The organism is Streptomyces nigra (assembly GCF_003074055.1).
GTDB lineage: Bacteria > Actinomycetota > Actinomycetes > Streptomycetales > Streptomycetaceae > Streptomyces > Streptomyces nigra.
Genome location: NZ_CP029043.1, coordinates 7179512 through 7196090, shown reverse-complemented (window position 1 = coordinate 7196090; position 16579 = coordinate 7179512). Strand labels below are relative to the sequence as shown.

Below are 16579 nucleotides of genomic sequence, written 5' to 3'. Positions count from 1 at the left end.
CCTGCTCGTAACCGCTGTTTATCGAGCACGTATTGACATGCGCGGGTCGCAGCCTCCAGAGTCATGCCGCGACAGAACGACCGTGTCCCGGCACTGATGCACGCCACCCCTGAGGAGTGTTGCCGTCATGTCCGAAGCACCCGCTGTCTCCCGCCGGCTGCTCCTCGGCGGAGCCGTCGCCACCGGGGCCCTCACCGCCGGTGTCACCGCCGCGGCCCCGGGCGCGGCGGCCTCGGCCGGCCGCGAACCCCGCCGCCGCCCCGGGCAGAAGTCGATGATCGGCGTGCCCTTCGAGCCGCACCGGACCGTGCGCGTCGCCGTCATCGGCCTGGGCAACCGCGGCGGCGGCATGATCACCGGCTGGGCGGCCGTCCCCGGCTGCACCGTGACCGCCGTCTGCGACATCCGCGCCGACCGGGCCCGCGCCGCCGCCGACCGGCTGGAGGCCAAGGGCGAGCCCCGGCCCGCCGCCTACGGCGGCTCGGCGGACGCGTACACGAAGATGCTGCGACGCGACGACATCGACCTGGTGTACGTCGCCACGCCGTGGGAGTTCCACCACGAGCACGGCCGGGCGGCGCTGCTGAGCGGCCGGCACGCCGTCGTGGAACTGCCCGTCGCGACCGAGCTCGACGAGCTCTGGGACCTCGTCGACACCTCCGAACGCACCCGGAGACATCTGCTGCTGTCGGAGAACTGCAGCTACGGCCGCAACGAGCTGGCCATGCTGCGGATGGCGCACGACGGCCTGTTCGGTGAGATCACGAACGGGCACGGGGGCTACTGCCACGACCTGCGGGAACTGCTGTTCTCCGACACGTACTACACGGACTCCTGGCGGCGGCTGTGGCACACCCGCAGCACGGCGTCGCTGTACCCGATGCACGGGCTGGCCCCGATAGCGGCAGCCATGGACATCAACCGCGGCGACCGGATGACCACACTGCGCGCCACGGCGACCGCCCCGAAGGGGCTGGCCGACTACCGGGCGCGCTTCATGCCACGCGACCACCCGTCATGGAAGGAGACGTACATCAACGGCGACCTGATCACCTGCCTCATCGACACGCACCGGGGCAGGGTGCTGCGCGCCGAGCACGAGGTGAGTTCACCCCGCCCGTACAGCAGGATCAACACGCTGGCCGGCAGCCGCGGCATCGTCGAGGACTACGCCGGGCCGTCGCCGACCGGTGCGCGTGTCTATCTGGAGCCGGACCACGCCGGGCACAGCTGGCGGGACTTCGCCGACTACCGCAAGGAGTACGACCACTGGCTGTGGCGGAAGGTCGGGGACGACGCCGCGAACAACGGCGGGCACGGCGGCATGGACTACGTCCTGCAGTGGCGGATCGTCCAGTCGATGCGGGCCGGGCTGGTGCCCGACTTCGACGTCTACGACTCGGCCACCTGGTGCTCGGCGGTCCCGCTGAGCGCCGCGTCCCTGGCGCGGGGTGGACGGCCCGTCGTGGTCCCGGACTTCACCCGGGGCGCCTGGTCGGCCCGGCGCCCCGGACTGGACTCCGAGCCCACCGACATGCCGCCGGTCGGCTGACGCACGTCTAGGGTCTTTCGTTGGGATCAGGCCGGGCTCGCGGGGTCTGGCACCGCACCTCGCCGCGTTGTCGTCGGTTGCCATGGCGCCGCCATGGCGCCCTCCTCCGCCTTGCGATGCACGGAACCAGACCCCGCTCCCTGATCCGGCCTGATCCAAACGAAAGACCCTAGTCGCGGCGGCAGCGCACGAACAGATGCGGCTCGGGCCCGCCGTCCGGGTGGTCGGGGGTGAACACCGAACCTTCCGCGGACAGCACGGTCAGTCCCGCGTCCCGGACCAGCGCGAGCACCCCTTCCTCGGAGAAGCTGGTCGCGCGGATCGCCCGGCCCATGAAGACCACCTCGACGTCCTCCACGTCGGCGGGCACCGTGGCCAGCACCAGGTGCCCGCCGGGCCGCAGCGCCGAGGCCAGCCGCCGCACCAACGCCGCCTGGTCGGCGCGGGACATCTGGAGCAGCGAGAAGAACACGCAGATGCCGTCGAACGACCTGTCGTCCAGCGGGAGTTCGCGGATGTCGGCGTGGCGGAACTCGGCGCCGGGCACCTGACGGGAGGCCAGCTCGACCATCACCGGGGAGACGTCGACGCCGAGCACCGAGTGGCCCGCCGCCACCAGGGTCGCCGCCGTGGGCCGCCCGGTGCCGCTGCCGACGTCGAGGACCCGCCCTTCCTGCGGCAGCCGCTCGGTCAGCCACTCCAGCGCGGACAGATGCGCGGGGGCGTGCGCGAACGCCTTCTCGTAGTCGGCGCCCAGCGCGTCGAACAGCTCGGCCGCGGGCGGCCGTCGGTCGTCGTGCCTCACGTCGGTGTCCCCTTCCCTCGCCGGAGTGCATGGTCGCACCGGTCGGGTACACGCCACAACGGGTGCCCGCGGCGCGTCCCGCCGTCATGGGCGGGGGACAATGGGGGCGTACCCATCGGACGACGTGTGCGAAGGAGCGGACATGCAGGACGCGCGTGCGGGGCAGGTCGCGGGGCCCGGGGATCTCGTGGATGTGGCCCGGCTGGTCACGGCCTACTACGCCCTGCGGCCCGACCCGGCCGAGCCGGGGCAGCGGGTGGCGTTCGGCACCTCCGGACACCGCGGCTCGTCGCTCGCGGCGGCCTTCAACGACGACCACATCGCCGCGACCAGCCAGGCGATCTGCGAGTACCGCGCCCTGCAGGGCACCGACGGCCCCCTCTATCTGGGCGCGGACACCCACGCCCTGTCCGAGCCGGCCCGGGTCACGGCCCTGGAGGTCTTCGCCGCCAACGACGTCACCGTGCTGATCGACCAGCACGACGGGTACACGCCGACCCCGGCGGTGTCGCACGCCATCCTGACGTACAACCGGAACCGGACGTCCGGCCTCGCCGACGGTGTGGTGGTCACGCCCTCGCACAACCCGCCCGCCGACGGCGGGTTCAAGTACAACCCGCCCAGCGGCGGCCCCGCCGGCTCCGAGGCGACATCCTGGATCCAGGACCGCGCCAACGAGATCATCACGGGCGGCCTGAAGGACGTACGGCGCATCCCTTGCACCCGTGCCCTGGCCGCGCCCGGCACCGGCCGCCACGACTTCCTCGGCGCGTACGTCGCCGACCTGCCCCAGGTGCTGGACCTGGACGCGATCCGCTCGGCCGGGGTGCGCATCGGCGCCGACCCGCTCGGCGGCGCGTCCGTCGCCTACTGGGGCCGGATCGCCGAGCAGCACCGCCTCGACCTGACGGTGGTCAACCCGCTCACCGACCCGACCTGGCGTTTCATGACGCTGGACTGGGACGGCAAGATCCGTATGGACTGCTCCTCGCCGTACGCGATGGCGTCGCTGATCGAGCGGCGCGACCGGTTCGACATCGCCACCGGCAACGACGCCGACGCCGACCGGCACGGCATCGTCACCCCGGACGGGGGCCTGATGAACCCCAACCACTATCTGGCGGTGGCGATTTCCTATCTCTTCTCGCACCGGGAGCAGTGGCCGGCGGGCGCGGGGATCGGCAAGACCCTGGTGTCGTCCGGAATGATCGACCGGGTCGCGGCCGACGTCGGCCGGGAACTCGTCGAAGTCCCGGTCGGATTCAAGTGGTTCGTCGACGGCCTGTCCGACGGCTCGCTCGGCTTCGGCGGCGAGGAGTCGGCGGGCGCGTCCTTCCTGCGCCGCGACGGGTCGGTGTGGACCACCGACAAGGACGGCATCATCCTGGCGCTGCTCGCCTCCGAGATCACGGCCGTCACCGGCCGGACGCCGTCCGAGCACCACGCCGGGCTCACCGAACGGTTCGGCTCCCCCGCGTACGCGCGCATCGACGCCCCCGCCACCCGGGAGGAGAAGGCGCTGCTCGCGAAGCTGTCCCCCCAGCAGGTCACCGCCGACACCCTCGCCGGTGAGCCGGTCACGTCGGTGCTCACCGAGGCCCCCGGGAACGGGGCGGCCCTCGGCGGCATCAAGGTCTCCACCGCCAACGCCTGGTTCGCGGCCCGCCCGTCGGGCACCGAGGACGTCTACAAGATCTACGCCGAGTCCTTCCAGGGCCCGGACCATCTGCGGCGGGTCCAGGAGGAGGCCAAGTCCGTGGTCCTCACGGCGCTGGGCGGCTGACGGGCGGGGCGCGGGCGGAGCGGCGCGGGACGGCTGGCGAGGCACGCTCGGACGGGTCAGGATGCGGCGAAGTGTCTAAAATGGGGACACATCGTCTCCGGCGTCAGGAGCAGGCATGTCCAGCCAACCCGCGCCGATCAGCAGCGCCGCTCGCCAGGCGCTGGAGCAGGAGCTGTCACGGCTGCGCACCGAGCGCGACACCGTCGCCTCGACCCTCAGGGACTCGGACGCGGCGGTCGGGGACCTCGCGGACGCGGCCGACGAGTTGCAGCGCGCCAACGACCTGCGGCGGATCGACGCCAGGATCACGGACCTCACGACACGGCTGGACACGGCCGGCACGGCGGGTCCGCCGCGGGACGACCGGGTGGGGGTGGGCAGCACGGTCACCGTCCGCTTCACCGACGGCTCGCAGGAGACGTTCCACGTCGGTGAGACCACCGTGGGCTCCGACGGGTCGCTGGTGACCGTGGACAGCCCGCTCGGCCGTGCCCTGCTGGGGCACGAACCCGGAGACACGGTGCACTACCACACCCCCGGCGGCTCGCAGAGCGCCCTCGTGGTCTCCCTGGGGCAGTCCTGACCTGTTGTCAGGGCGTGCCGTCCGCAGTGCCTCGGAACAGCCGGGCCGCCGTGGCGGCGACCTCCTCGGGCGGGGGCGTCACATCGATCGAGGTCCCGTCCTCGCCGGGTTCCAGGGGTTCCAGCGTCCGCAGCTGCGAGTCGAGCAGCCCGGCGGGCATGAAGTGGCCGCTGCGCCGCCCGATCCGCTCCGCGAGCAGCCGCGGATCACCGGTGAGGTGCAGGAAGAAGGCGCCGGGGCAGGCCGCGCGCAGGACGTCCCGGTAGCGGCGCCTGAGCGCGGAGCAGGTGACCACGGCACCGGTGCCGTCCTCCTGGTGTGTGCGGAGCAGCCGGCCGACGCTCTCCAGCCAGGGCAGGCGGTCCGCGTCGTCGAGCGGGACGCCCGACGCCATCTTGGCGATGTTGGCCGGCGGGTGCAGTTCGTCCGCGTCCGCGAACGGCACGCCGAGACGTACGGCCAGCAGCCGGCCCACCGTGGACTTGCCGGTCCCGGAGACGCCCATGACCACCACGGAGGGCGGGTCCGTGCCGTGCGGGGTCATCGTGCGGGCGGGCCGTCCGAGCCGGCCGGATACTCCTCCAGCGGTACGAGGTCCTTGCGCCACGCGGACAGCACGGGGTCGACGACCCGCCACGCCTCCTCCGCCTCGTCGCTGCGGATCGACAGGGCCGGGTCGCCCGTGAGCACGTCCAGCAGGACCCGGGCGTAGGCCGGCAGGGGCGGCGGGTCCATCCGGGCGGTGAGGGTGAGCGGGGTGAACGCGTCTGTGCCGGAGCCGGTGCCCGTGAGGTCCAGGGTGAGTCCCTCCGGTTCGAGCTGGAAGCGGAGCACGTTGGGCACGGCGGTCCCGCCGTGCCGGAACGGCAGGTGCGGCACGGAACGGAAGTGCACGGCCACCTCCTTGCGGTCCGTGCCGAGCGCCTTGCCGCTGCGCAGCCGGAAGACGCAGCCGGACCAGCGCCAGTTGTCGATCTCCAGTTCCACCTCGGCGAAGGTCTCGGTGCCGCGGCCCGGGTCGACGCCGTCCTCGTCGGCGTAGGCGGGGATGTCACGGTCGCCGATCCGGCCCGGCAGATAGCGCGCCCGGCGGGTGCGGCGCACGGCGTCCTCCTCGGTGAGCGGCCGGACCGAGCGCAGGACGTCGACCTTGCGGTCCCGCAGGTCCCGCTCGCCGAGGGTGATCGGCGGTTCCATGGCCACCAGGCACAGCAGTTGCAGCAGATGATTCTGGATCATGTCCTTGAGGGCGCCGACGTGGTCGTAGTAGCCGGCCCTGCCCTCCAGGGCGAGGGTCTCGTCCCAGACGATCTCGATCTCGGCGATGTGCGTGCCGTTCCACAGCGGCTCCAGGACCCGGTTGGTCAGCCGGCTGCCGAGGACGTTCTGCACGGTCGACATGGCCAGGAAGTGGTCGACGCGGAACACCGCCTGCTCCGGCACGAGCGCGGCGAGCAGCCGGTTGAGCTCCTGCGCCCCGGCCAGGTCCTCGCCGAACGGCTTCTCCAGGACGATCCGGCTGCCCTCCGGCAGGCCGGCCCGGTGCAGCGCGACGACCGCCGCGGGGAACACCGCCGGGGGCAGCGCCAGGTAGACGGCGACCGGCCCGTCCCCGGCGAGGGCGGCGGCGACCTCGTCGGGGTCGGCGACATCGCAGCGGACATAGCGGGCCGACGCCACGACCGCGTCGGCGTCCTCGGACCGTGACGGCCCGAGCCGGTCCGCCGCCCACTCCCGGTACTGGTCGGTGCTCCAGTCCTGGCGTCCGGCGCAGAGCAGGTCCAGGCCGTCACCCACGTGCCCGGCGCCGCGCAGGGCGGCCAGCGCGGGCAGCAGGAAGCGGGCGGTGAGATCGCCCGTCGCGCCGAAGACGGCAAGCCGCCCGATCATCGCGTGACACCCGCCCGGGCCCTGGCGAGGTTCACCCCGCTCGCGACCACCCCGATATGGCTGAAGGCCTGCGGGAAGTTCCCCATGAACGCTCCTGTCGTGGGATCGATCTGTTCCGACAGCAGCCCGAGCGGGCTCGCCCGGGCGCACAGCGAGGCGTACAGGTTCTCCGCCTCCTCGATCCTGCCCTGGGCGACGAGGTTGTCCACCAGCCAGAAGCTGCACAGGACGAACGCGCCCTCGTCACCGGCGAGTCCGTCGGGTGACTCGTCGTGCAGATAGCGGTACAGCAGGCCGCCGCCCGCGGACAGACGTTCGGCGACGGCGGCGGTGGTCGCCGTCATCCGGGGGTGACCGGCCGGCACGACCTCGCGCAGTGGGAGGGCGAGCAGACTGGCGTCGAGGACGCCGCCGCCGTCCAGGTGCGCGCTGAGGGTCCGCGCCCCGGGGTCCCAGGAGTCCAGGACGAGCTGCCGCAGCCGGTCCGCGGCGTCCCGCCACTCGGTGACCCGGCCGGGCAGTCCCAGCCGCGCGCCGATCCGCGCGGCCCGGTCGACGGCGACCTGGCAGAGCCCGGCCGAGTAGGTGAAGACGCGGCCTTCGCCACGGACCTCCCAGATCCCCTGGTCCGGCTGCCGCCAGGCCTGCTCGGCGGTGTCGGCGAGGCCGGCCAGGCTCGCCCACAGGGCGGGCTGGATCTCGCCGCCGGAGCGCAGCCACTGGTGGGCGCAGTCCAGGATCTCGCCGTACACGTCGTGCTGGCGCTGGTCGGCGGCGCCGTTGCCCCAGCGCACGGGGGCCGAGCGCCGGTACCCCTCCAAGGCGCCGTCCACGGTCTCGTCGGGCACCGGGCCGCCCCGCAGGCCGTACATGATGCGGGGCTGTCCGCTGTCCTCGAAGGCGTCCAGGACCCAGCCGAGGAAGGCGTCCGCCTCGCCGCCGAACCCGATACGGCGCAGCGCGAACACGGCGTAGGCGGCGTCGCGGATCCAGGCGTAGCGGTAGTCCCAGTTGCGGACGCCGCCGATCGGGGCGGGCAGGGAGGACGTGGGGGCGGCGACCAGCGAGCCGTGCACCCAGTCGTCGCAGAGCTTCAGGGTGATCGCGGCCCGTCTGACCAGGGGCTCCTCGGGGCCGTCGTAGACGAGGTGGCGCATCCAGCGGTGCCAGGCGTCGGCGGTGGTCCGCAGCATCTCCTCCGCGTCGAAGCGGTGGTGCCGGTGGAAGCGCCCCCAGGACAGGACGATGTCGAGCCGTTCGCCCCGCGACAGTTCGTGGACGGTGCGCAGGCCGTCGAGAGGCCGGTTGGAGCGCAGATGCAGCCGTAGCTCCGGGCGTCCGGACGGCAGCACCTCGAGTCCGCTGAACAGGGCCCGGGTGCGGGCGCCGCCGCGCGGTTCCAGTTCGGCGCGCAGCCGGACGTGCCCGTCGAGGACCCGCGCCGAGCGCACGAGTTCGCCGCGGCCGGCCGGTACGTCGTCGGTGAGGTCGGCGCCGGAGCGCAGGGACAGCGCGTCGGTGATCCGGACGACCCCGGTGGCGGCGCGCAGTTCGGTGACGAGGACACCGGTGTCCGGTTCGTAGAACTGCCGTGCCTCCCTGAGGTCCTCGGGCGCGAGGGTGAAGTGGCCGCCCCGGGCGTGGTCGAGCAGGCCGCACAGGACGGGCGCGTCGTCGAAGCGGGGCAGGCACAGCCAGGGGACGGACCCGTCGAGGCCGACCAGGGCGGCGGTCGTACCGTCGCCGATGAGCCCGAGGTCCTCCAGCGGCAGATGGCCGTCGGGTCTGCGGACCGGCCGGAAGGGCGGGTCGGGGTCATGCATGCCGTCTCGTTTCCCAGCGTCGAGGACCCGGGTCCCGTACGCGCCCGAGGACCCCTCAGGGCATCGTGCAGGGTCCGGTGACGACCGCGCGTGCGGTGCCGTCCTTCCCGGGGACGTCCGGGGGCCGTACGGCGCAAGCGGGGTTTCGTCCGACCGGTCCCGGCCGATGAGTTCCGGGCCCTGCGCCGGTCTGCCCTCACAACGCCGTGCACCGACCCGGAGGACACCATGACGTCCACACCCCGTGACCTGGACACCGAGCGGCCCGGCCGCCCCGTCGTCGACCTGGCCACCTGGCAGAAGGCCCGTGACGAGCTCCTGGTCCGGGAGAAGGCGCACACCCGTGCGGGCGACGCCCTCGCCGCGGACCGGCGCCGGCTGCCGATGGTGGAGTTCGACGCCACGGTGGAGGTCGTCGGCCCGGACGGGCCTGTCCCGTTCCTCGACCTGTTCGAGGGCCGCGACGAACTCCTCGTCTACAAGCACATGTGGTACGACGGCACCCCGCCGCAGGGCCAGTGCGAGGGCTGCACGACGGCCGCCTGGCATCTGCGGGACGCCGTGTACCTGAACGCCCGCGGGGTCTCCTTCGCCATCGTGACCACGGGCCCCTGGGACGAGGTGGCCGCCTTCGTGGACTTCATGGGCTACACCCAGCCCTGGTACTCGGTGCGCGGCGTGGACGAGCCGGTCGGCGGCGCGACGGGCTATCTGACCAGCTATCTGCGCGACGGCGACCGCGCGTTCCTGACCTACAGCACGACCGGCCGCGGCAACGAACCGGCCAACCCCTCGCTCGCCCTGCTCGACATGACGCCCCACGGGCGCGGTGAGGCGTGGGAGGAGCACCCCGAGGGCGGTACGGCCCCGGCCGGCGAACCCTGCTGGTACTGGCGCACGGACTCCGACGGCCGGGCGACCTGGGGCCCGACGAGCCGCCCCGCCGCGCAGTGGACGAGGCCGGGCGCGACCCCCGAGACGACCCTCGGCCGGAGGGGTCCCTGCCACTGACCGCCCATCCGCACTACTGCCCGGTGGCGCGGACGACCACCACCGGGCAGGCCGCGTGCTGGGCGCAGTGCTGGGCCACGGACCCGAGGAGCAGACCGGCGAAGCCGCCGCGGCCCCGACTGCCGACCACGAGCAGGGTGGCCTCGCGGGACGCGTCGACCAGGACCCCGGCCGGGGCGCCGTAGCGCACCTCGGTCCGCACCTCGACGGGCGGCCGTGGCCCCAGGGTTTCCTCGACGGCCGTGGTGAGTTCGTCGCGGGCGCGTTCCTCCAGCGCCGCCTCGTCGGTGCTCTCCGGTGGCAGCCAGCCGAGCGCCCCGTGGTACTGCGGGACCACCCAGGCGCCGAGCACCCGTACCTCTCCCCCGGTGAGCCCCGCCTGCCGCACGGCCCAGCGCAGGGCATCCCGGGACGCGTCCGAACCGTCCACCCCGACCACGACCCGGTCCGCTCCCTCAGCCTGCTCGGCCATGCTTCCTCCTCGGCTCGACGGCCCGGGCTCCAGCCTCCGCCCGATGGCCGCCCGCCGCAGTCCCACAGGGCCGGCCGGGCGTCGGAGGCCTCGGACGCCTCGGACGCCTCAGAGGCGGATGACGATCAGCGCGATGTCGTCGGAGGAACCGCCCGCCACGTCGAGCCGGGCGAGCAGCGCGTCGGCCAGCTGGTCGTGGCCGAGCGTGCCGTCCTGGGCGAGGGCGGAGGTGAGCCGGGCCAGGCCGACGTCGATGTCCTCCCCGCGCCGTTCGATGAGGCCGTCGGTGTAGAGCACGAGGGTGTCGCCCGGCTGGTAGGAGACGCCGGCCTGGGGGCGGGGCACATGGTGCTCACGGGTGCCCAGGGGCGGGTCGGTCGCCCGGTCCAGCAGCTCGCACGAGCCGTCGGTGTGCAGCAGGACGGGCGGCGGATGCCCCGCGTTGCTGTAGATGATCAGCCGGCTGCGGGTGTCGACCAGGACCTTCACCGCGGTCGCCGCCGTCGCGCCCTCCATCGAGCGGGCGTACAGGCCGAGCACCTCCAGCGCCTGGGCCGGGCTGGGGGTGGCCCGGATGACCGCGCTCAGGGCGCTGCGGAGCATGCCCATGACGGCGGCGGCGCGCAGCCCGTGCCCGACCACGTCGCCGACCGCGGCGGCGTAGCGGTCGGGCGGCAGGTCGACGACGTCGTACCAGTCGCCGCACACGTTGAGCGAGGAGGCCGCGGGCAGATAGCGCACGGCGATGTTGTCGTGGTGCAGATCGAGGTCGGGGGCCGACAGCATGGCCTCCTGGAGCGCCACGCCGATCTGGCGTTCCCGGGCGTGGGCCTGACGCAGCTCCTGGTTCAGCCGGTGCGCCTCGCGGGCGCGGACGTACAGCTCGGCCGCCATGCCCTTCTTCAGGTCCGTGAACTCGCCGGCCGGCTCCTGAGCCCGCTGGGAGCGGACGAACCCGGTGACGTCGTCGGCGCGCTGGACGATCCACCGCACCGCGCCGTCCGGACCCACGATCGGGGTGTGGATCTCCGACCACCAGCGCTCCTCGAAGCCGCCCGAACCGTCACGGGCGGGGATGTCGTAGCGCTGGAGGACCAGGGTCTCCGGCTTCCCGCTGTTCAGGACCCGGGTCAGGGAGGCCCTGAGGTTGTCCTCGGCCTGCTCGGCGCCCGGGTTCTCCGGCAGGGCGTCGAAGAAGCGCTTGCCGACCAGTTCGTCGGCGGTGCGGCCGGTGACCCGCAGATAGGCCGGGTTGACGTAACGGATCACCAGGCCCGTGTCCAGAACGAGATACGGGCTCGGTGTGGCGTCGAAGAAGGCCGTGAATTCGATGTCCGCCGTCATGCGCGCTCCCCACGACCCCCGAGCGCGTTCTCCGTCAGTACCAATCTAAGCGGGGTGCCGCCGCTCGGCTTCCCGGTGGCCTCCGCGCGTCCGAGCCCGACCACGGGCCCCATCGGCATCCCAGGCCCCCGTATCGCCGCAGGCCACAGGGGGCGGGACGGTTCCAGGGCGGCGGGTCCGGCACGGGTGGTTGCGGCGGGTCCGTGGGTGCGGTGATGCTCGTGGTGTCGCACCGGGCGGGAGCGGACCGACCATCCGCCGACCGCCGCCGCGCGCGACTCCACGCGTCTGTCACGCCGGGCCCGCAGCGGGTGCCGCTCGGCGTCATCTCGGGGGAGACACCGGCTTGGAGACGATCATCGTTCAGCCGTCCGGCCCGTCCCGGCCGGGCGCCGGCGCACTGCTGCACCTGGGGCCGGGCGACACGGCCGAGTTCGGGCGTGACCTGCCCGGCGAGCGGACCGGCCGCTTCGTCGCCCTGCGCGATCCGGGCGTGTCCCGGCGGGCGGGTCTGCTGGAGGCCGCCGGGGACTACTGGCGGCTGTCGAACTTCAGCGGCGACACCGCGTACGTGGTGGAGAACATGGAGAGCGGCGGGGAGTATCTGACCGTGGCGCCCGGACGGCTCGGCGCGCCCGTGCCCTTCGAGTTCTCCCGGGTCGTCCTGCCCGCCCTGGACGGGAGCGCCGGGTTCACGGTGTTCGCCCCGCAGCATGCCTACCTCGACGAGCGGTGCGCGCCGGGCGGGGGCGAGCACACCGTGCACCCCTTCGCGCTGGACGCGACGGCCAAGTACTTCCTGGTGCTGGTCGCGCTGTGCGAACCGCGGCTGCGCGGGGTGCCGGACGGCGCGCTGCCGGGCGCCGGTGACATCGCCCGGCGATTACGGCCCCTGGACGGCTGCGGCGGCCTGACCCGTTCCGCCGTGAACTACCACATCGACTATCTGGCCCGGACGAAGCTCCGCCTGGACCTCGGCGGGGACCCCGGTGACGACGACGGGCGTACGGGGGCCAAGCGCGCCCGGCTCGCCTCGCTCGCCCTGCGCTTCGGTCTCGTCCGGGAGGAACACCTCGCGCTGCTCCCGCCCCGTCGGCGCGTCGCCCCGGAAGGGGACGGGGTGTGAACCCTCGCGACCGGGGGCCCCGTCTCCCGGTGGGCTTCCAGGTCGGGGGCTGGGCGCTGGGCGCCGTGATCGGCTCGGGCGGCCGGAGCATCGTGTACGAGGCCCGGTCGGTGCCCGGGGGTGCGCCGGCCGCGGTCAAGGTGGTGTCCACGCCGGACGACCTGGTGGAGCGGGAGGTGTGGTTCGGGACCCGGGCCGACCATCCGCACCTCCTGCGCACCCGTGCCGTCCGCCGGATCGACGCGCCGGAACCGGCCGGTGCCGTCGCCCTCGTCATGGACCGGGCCGACGTCAGCCTGCGCCAGGCGCTGGCCGCCGGCGTCCCCGGCCTGGACCCCGTACGGCTGCTCCAGGGGATCGCGGCCGGGCTCGCCCATCTGCACGGCCTGGGGTGGGTGCACGGCGACGTCACCGCCGCCAACGTGTTGCTGGGCCCGCGGGACGGGGTGCGACTCGCCGACTTCGGCCTGACGTCGGAACCCGGCGGCGTGTACGCCCGTACTCCCCCGCTGGGCACGCTCGACCACCGGCCGCCCGAGTGGTGGTCGCCGCGCCGGCGCGCCGACGGCACCGTGCTGCGGGCCACCGCCGACATCTGGGCCTTCGGTGTCCTCGCCCACCAGGTCCTCACCGGAGGGCACCACCCGTTCCCCGGCCTCCACGCGCGGGCCCGCGCGCTCGCCGCCCAGGCCTACGCCCGCGGCAACGCCCCACTGCGGCTGCACCCCTCCCTGGACGAGGGACGGCACCGGCTCATCGCGGACTGCCTCGCCCGGGACCACGCCTCCCGGCTTCCCCGCACCGCGGCGTCGCTGGTCGCGCGTATCGGAGATGGCTGGACGTGACTGAGGGCTGTCCCGTGATTCCCGGCGGGCGCGCGACGACAGTCCACGGCACCTCGCCGCGCTGTCGGGCCGTCCGCATACATCCCGTATGCGGACGGCCCTCCGCCTTGCGATGCACCGCACCTGACGCCGCGCGCCGATCCACCGGGAATGACGGGACAGCCCTCAGTGGGATCGACGCCATGACGACGGCGTCGATCCCGCTGGATCAGGGCAGTGGCCCTGTCAGTGCTTGCCGTGGCGCATCAGCCACACGCAGACGCCGAGCGCCGCGGCGGCCACGAGCAGGCCACGGTGCTCCCTGGCCATCCGCGCGCCCTGGGCGGCCTTGTCCTGGACGGGCTGGGGCGCCTTCTCGTGCCACAGCCGGCCGGCCTGTTCCGCGGTCTCCTTGACCTGGCCGGGCACCTTGGCCTGCACGCGGGCCGTCGCGTCCGAGGCCTTGGCCTTGACCTCCTCGGCCTTGTGGGCGGCCTGCTCCTTGAGGGCGCCGGCCCGGTCGGCCGCCTGGACCTTCACCTCGGCGGCCTTCTCCTGCGCCCGGGTCTTCACATCGGCCTTGGCCGCCAGGGCCTCCACCGTGGTGCCGAGTTCATGCCGGGTGTGCTCCACCTGCGCGCGCAGTTCCTCGGGGGACTCGGCGGTGGGCTTGTCGTGGGGCGGCTGAGTCATCGGTGCGCACTCTCCTTGATCTCGGCCACGTCGGCCTTGACGTTCTCGATCGTCTGTTCGGGCTTGGGCGGGGCGGCCCGCGACACCTGCTTCTTGCCGGTCAGCGCCATCACCGCGGCGATCACGCCGAGGACCGCCGTCACGATGAGGGCGGCCGCCCACACCGGCAGCGGTACCGCCAGTGCCGCGATCGCCGTGGCCACGAGTGCCTGGAGCATGAGGAACCCGACCAGGCCGGCGCCTCCGAAGAGCCCGCCTCCCTTGCCGTACCGCTTGCCCTTCTCCTTCATCTCCGCCTGCGCCAGGTGCAGTTCGGCGCGCACCAGCTCCGTCAGCTGTTGCGAGGCGCGCTGCACGAGTTCGCCCACGGGCTCCGACTTCGCCGTCTGCTGTTCGGCGAGGGGGCGCGTCCGGGTGTCCGACGCCATGGCGATCACCTCCCGTCTCTCGGTTCTGGCAGGAAGGCGCCGCAGCGCCGTCCGCTGAGCGGGCGAGTACCCCGAAAGTCCCGTTCACGACAAACGAATGCCGGTCGGATCACTGCTTGACGCCACCTCCACGCCTCCGAGGCGTGCGCCGGGCCCTTCGAACGCCGAAGGGCCGGTCCTCCGCATCCGCGTGATCGCGGGGTGCGGAGGACCGGCCCTCGGTGCTGCTGCCGGCTGGTCGGCCGGGGCGGCTGGGGTCTAGGCGGTACGACCACCGCTACGGCCGCCGCCACGCCGGTCCGCCGTACGACCGGCCGCGGCTCCCCCACCGGTCGCTGACCTGCGCGGGCCGCCGCGTCGCGCGCCGCCCGCCGAGGTGCCGGTGGCGGCCGTGGCGCCGGACCCGGACCGGCCCGTGGCGCCGGACCCGGATCGGCCGGTGGAGGCGCGGCCGGTCTTGCGGGCGGTGGCCTCGGGTGCCGCCTTGGCCTGGCCCTCGGCGCGGCGCCGTCGGCCCCCGCGCGAGGACGCCGGCTTGGCGGTGCCGTTCTTGCGGGCCGGGCGGGACGCCGCCGGCTGCGCCTGCTCGGGCACCGGGAGGGTGACGGCCACGCCGGACGGTTCACGGGCGCCGGTGATCGTGGCCAGCGCTGCGTCGCTTGAGGTGATCCGGGACGTGCGCGGACGGATGCCCGCCTCCGACATCAGCCGGGTGACGTCCCGCTTCTGCTCGGGCAGGACGAGCGTGACGACGCTGCCGGAGCCGCCGGCGCGGGCCGTACGGCCGCCCCGGTGGACGTAGTCCTTGTGGTCGGTCGGCGGGTCGACGTTCACGACGAGGTCGAGGTCGTCGATGTGTATGCCGCGGGCCGCGACGTTGGTCGCGACCAGCGCGGTGACGTCGCCGTTCTTGAACTGCTCGAGCGTGCGGTTGCGCTGCGGCTGCGAGCGTCCGCCGTGCAGGGCGGCGGCGCGGACGCCGACGGACAGCAGGCGCTTGGCGAGCCGGTCCGCGGACCTCTTGGTGTCCAGGAAGAGGATGACCCGGCCGTCACGGGCCGCGATACGCGTGGTGACGGCCTTCTTGTCGGTCTCGTCGAGCAGGTGGAGCACATGGTGCTCCATCGTCGTCACGGCTCCGGCGGACGGGTCCACGGAGTGCACCACGGGGTCGGTGAGGAACCGCTGAACGAGGCGGTCGATGTTCGCGTCCAGGGTGGCCGAGAAGAGCAGCCGCTGGCCGTCGGGCCGTACCTGCTGGATCAGCTTGGTGATCTGCGGCAGGAAGCCCATGTCGGTCATCTGGTCGGCCTCGTCCAGCACGGTGACACGCACCTGGTCGAGGACGCAGTCGCCGCGTTCCACGAGGTCGTTGAGCCGGCCGGGGGTGGCCACCAGCACCTCGACGCCGCGGCGCAGCACACCGGCCTGCTTGGTGATCGACAGGCCGCCGACCACGGTGGTCAGGCGCAGGTTGACGGCGGTCGCGTAGGGCGTCAGCGCGTCGGTCACCTGCTGGGCGAGTTCACGGGTGGGCACCAGCACGAGGGCCAGGGGCGCCTTGGGCTGGGCGCGCAGTCCGGCGGTGCGGGCCAGCAGGGCCAGGCCGAAGGCGAGCGTCTTGCCGGAGCCGGTACGGCCGCGGCCGAGCAGGTCGCGTCCGGCGAGCGAGTTCGGCAGCGTGGCGGCCTGGATGGGGAAGGGGGTGGTCACGCCCTGCGCGGCGAGCGTCTTCAGCAGCGCTTCGGGCATGTCCAGACCGGCGAAGTCCTCGACGGCGGGAAGTGCGGGCGTCGTGTTCTCCGGCAGCCGGAATTCCCTGTGCGACGGCGTGGGCGTGGCGGGTGCCGAAGCGCGCCTGTTGGACTTCTGGGGTCTGCGGGCCATGCGGTTCTCTCTCTGCCTTCCTGGAAACAGCACAAACCGGGGTCCGCATCACAAGGATGCGGACCCCGGTGAGCGGAATACGTCCGGCAATCAGGCGGGGACGATGTTCTCCGCCTGGGGGCCCTTCTGGCCCTGCGTCACGTCGAAGGAGACCCGCTGGCCCTCCTGGAGCTCGCGGAAGCCCTGCGTCGCGATGTTCGAGTAGTGGGCGAAGACGTCAGGGCCGCCGCCGTCCTGCTCGATGAATCCGAAACCCTTTTCGGAGTTGAACCACTTCACGGTTCCCTGTGCCATGACGTTCTCCTTCTGATAGGCAGAGGCCCCATCCGGAGAAGCCGGTAAAAACGAAATATGCGCC

At 73.4% G+C, this 16579-nt stretch carries 16 protein-coding genes; 6 read left to right on the top strand and 10 right to left on the bottom strand.

Annotated features, from left to right (window positions below; all coding sequences use genetic code 11):
- Window positions 1–127: 127 nt before the first annotated feature.
- Window positions 128–1552, top strand: coding sequence for a Gfo/Idh/MocA family protein (locus DC008_RS33080; RefSeq protein WP_108710162.1), 1425 nt, complete (start codon window positions 128–130; stop codon window positions 1550–1552).
- Between the two features lie 169 nt (window positions 1553–1721).
- On the opposite strand, the gene DC008_RS33075 is transcribed toward DC008_RS33080, so the two are convergent.
- Window positions 1722–2357 carry a class I SAM-dependent methyltransferase gene (locus DC008_RS33075; RefSeq protein ID WP_108710161.1) on the bottom strand — a complete coding sequence of 212 codons (636 nt, stop codon included), beginning with the start codon at window positions 2355–2357 and terminating at the stop codon, window positions 1722–1724.
- A 142-nt stretch (window positions 2358–2499) separates the two neighbouring features.
- Here DC008_RS33075 and pgm point away from each other — a divergent pair, with 142 nt between their 5' ends.
- Window positions 2500–4140, top strand: coding sequence for a phosphoglucomutase (alpha-D-glucose-1,6-bisphosphate-dependent) (pgm, locus tag DC008_RS33070; protein WP_108710160.1), 1641 nt, complete (start codon window positions 2500–2502; stop codon window positions 4138–4140).
- Window positions 4141–4255: 115 nt separating this feature from the next.
- Complete coding sequence (locus DC008_RS33065; protein ID WP_108710159.1) at window positions 4256–4723, top strand: GreA/GreB family elongation factor; 468 nt, start codon at window positions 4256–4258, stop codon at window positions 4721–4723.
- 7 nt (window positions 4724–4730) lie between these two features.
- On the opposite strand, the gene DC008_RS33060 is transcribed toward DC008_RS33065, so the two are convergent.
- The 3 genes from DC008_RS33060 to DC008_RS33050 are packed head-to-tail and all read right to left on the bottom strand — an operon-like array spanning window position 4731 to window position 8436.
- A complete protein-coding gene (locus DC008_RS33060; protein WP_108710158.1) occupies window positions 4731–5267 on the bottom strand; it encodes a gluconokinase in 537 nt (178 codons plus the stop codon).
- Window positions 5264–6613, bottom strand: coding sequence for a glucose-6-phosphate dehydrogenase (locus DC008_RS33055; RefSeq protein ID WP_108710157.1), 1350 nt, complete (start codon window positions 6611–6613; stop codon window positions 5264–5266). The genes DC008_RS33060 and DC008_RS33055 overlap by 4 nt, the downstream gene beginning before the upstream one ends.
- Window positions 6610–8436, bottom strand: coding sequence for a glycoside hydrolase family 15 protein (locus DC008_RS33050; RefSeq protein WP_108710156.1), 1827 nt, complete (start codon window positions 8434–8436; stop codon window positions 6610–6612). Before DC008_RS33050 ends, DC008_RS33055 begins: the two co-directional genes overlap by 4 nt.
- A 228-nt stretch (window positions 8437–8664) precedes the next feature.
- Between DC008_RS33050 and DC008_RS33045 the strand changes: the two genes are divergently transcribed.
- Window positions 8665–9447, top strand: a complete 783-nt coding sequence (locus DC008_RS33045; protein ID WP_108710155.1) for a DUF899 family protein — start codon at window positions 8665–8667, stop codon at window positions 9445–9447.
- Window positions 9448–9460: 13 nt separating this feature from the next.
- Here the strand turns inward: DC008_RS33045 and DC008_RS33040 are convergent, their stop codons facing one another.
- Window positions 9461–9919 carry a universal stress protein gene (locus DC008_RS33040; RefSeq protein ID WP_108710154.1) on the bottom strand — a complete coding sequence of 153 codons (459 nt, stop codon included), beginning with the start codon at window positions 9917–9919 and terminating at the stop codon, window positions 9461–9463.
- 108 nt (window positions 9920–10027) lie between these two features.
- Window positions 10028–11263, bottom strand: a complete 1236-nt coding sequence (locus DC008_RS33035; RefSeq protein WP_108710153.1) for a PP2C family protein-serine/threonine phosphatase — start codon at window positions 11261–11263, stop codon at window positions 10028–10030.
- A 346-nt stretch (window positions 11264–11609) separates the two neighbouring features.
- Between DC008_RS33035 and DC008_RS33030 the strand changes: the two genes are divergently transcribed.
- Together DC008_RS33030 and DC008_RS33025 are read left to right on the top strand one after the other, a co-directional pair.
- Entirely contained in the window at window positions 11610–12389 is a 780-nt protein-coding gene (locus DC008_RS33030; RefSeq protein ID WP_108710152.1) for a serine/threonine protein kinase, read from the top strand.
- Entirely contained in the window at window positions 12386–13234 is an 849-nt protein-coding gene (locus DC008_RS33025) for a protein kinase domain-containing protein (protein WP_108710151.1), read from the top strand. Before DC008_RS33030 ends, DC008_RS33025 begins: the two co-directional genes overlap by 4 nt.
- A 225-nt stretch (window positions 13235–13459) precedes the next feature.
- Here the strand turns inward: DC008_RS33025 and DC008_RS33020 are convergent, their stop codons facing one another.
- The 4 genes from DC008_RS33020 to DC008_RS33005 all read right to left on the bottom strand — a co-directional run bounded on the left by DC008_RS33020 (window position 13460) and on the right by DC008_RS33005 (window position 16515).
- Window positions 13460–13906 carry a DUF3618 domain-containing protein gene (locus DC008_RS33020; protein WP_108710150.1) on the bottom strand — a complete coding sequence of 149 codons (447 nt, stop codon included), beginning with the start codon at window positions 13904–13906 and terminating at the stop codon, window positions 13460–13462.
- Entirely contained in the window at window positions 13903–14334 is a 432-nt protein-coding gene (locus DC008_RS33015) for a phage holin family protein (protein WP_181890244.1), read from the bottom strand. The genes DC008_RS33020 and DC008_RS33015 overlap by 4 nt, the downstream gene beginning before the upstream one ends.
- A gap of 258 nt (window positions 14335–14592) precedes the next feature.
- Window positions 14593–16221: a DEAD/DEAH box helicase gene (locus DC008_RS33010; protein WP_108710149.1), complete on the bottom strand. Its 1629-nt coding sequence runs from the start codon at window positions 16219–16221 to the stop codon at window positions 14593–14595.
- A 90-nt stretch (window positions 16222–16311) separates the two neighbouring features.
- Window positions 16312–16515, bottom strand: coding sequence for a cold-shock protein (locus tag DC008_RS33005; RefSeq protein ID WP_007502648.1), 204 nt, complete (start codon window positions 16513–16515; stop codon window positions 16312–16314).
- Between the last annotated feature and the right edge of the window lie 64 nt (window positions 16516–16579).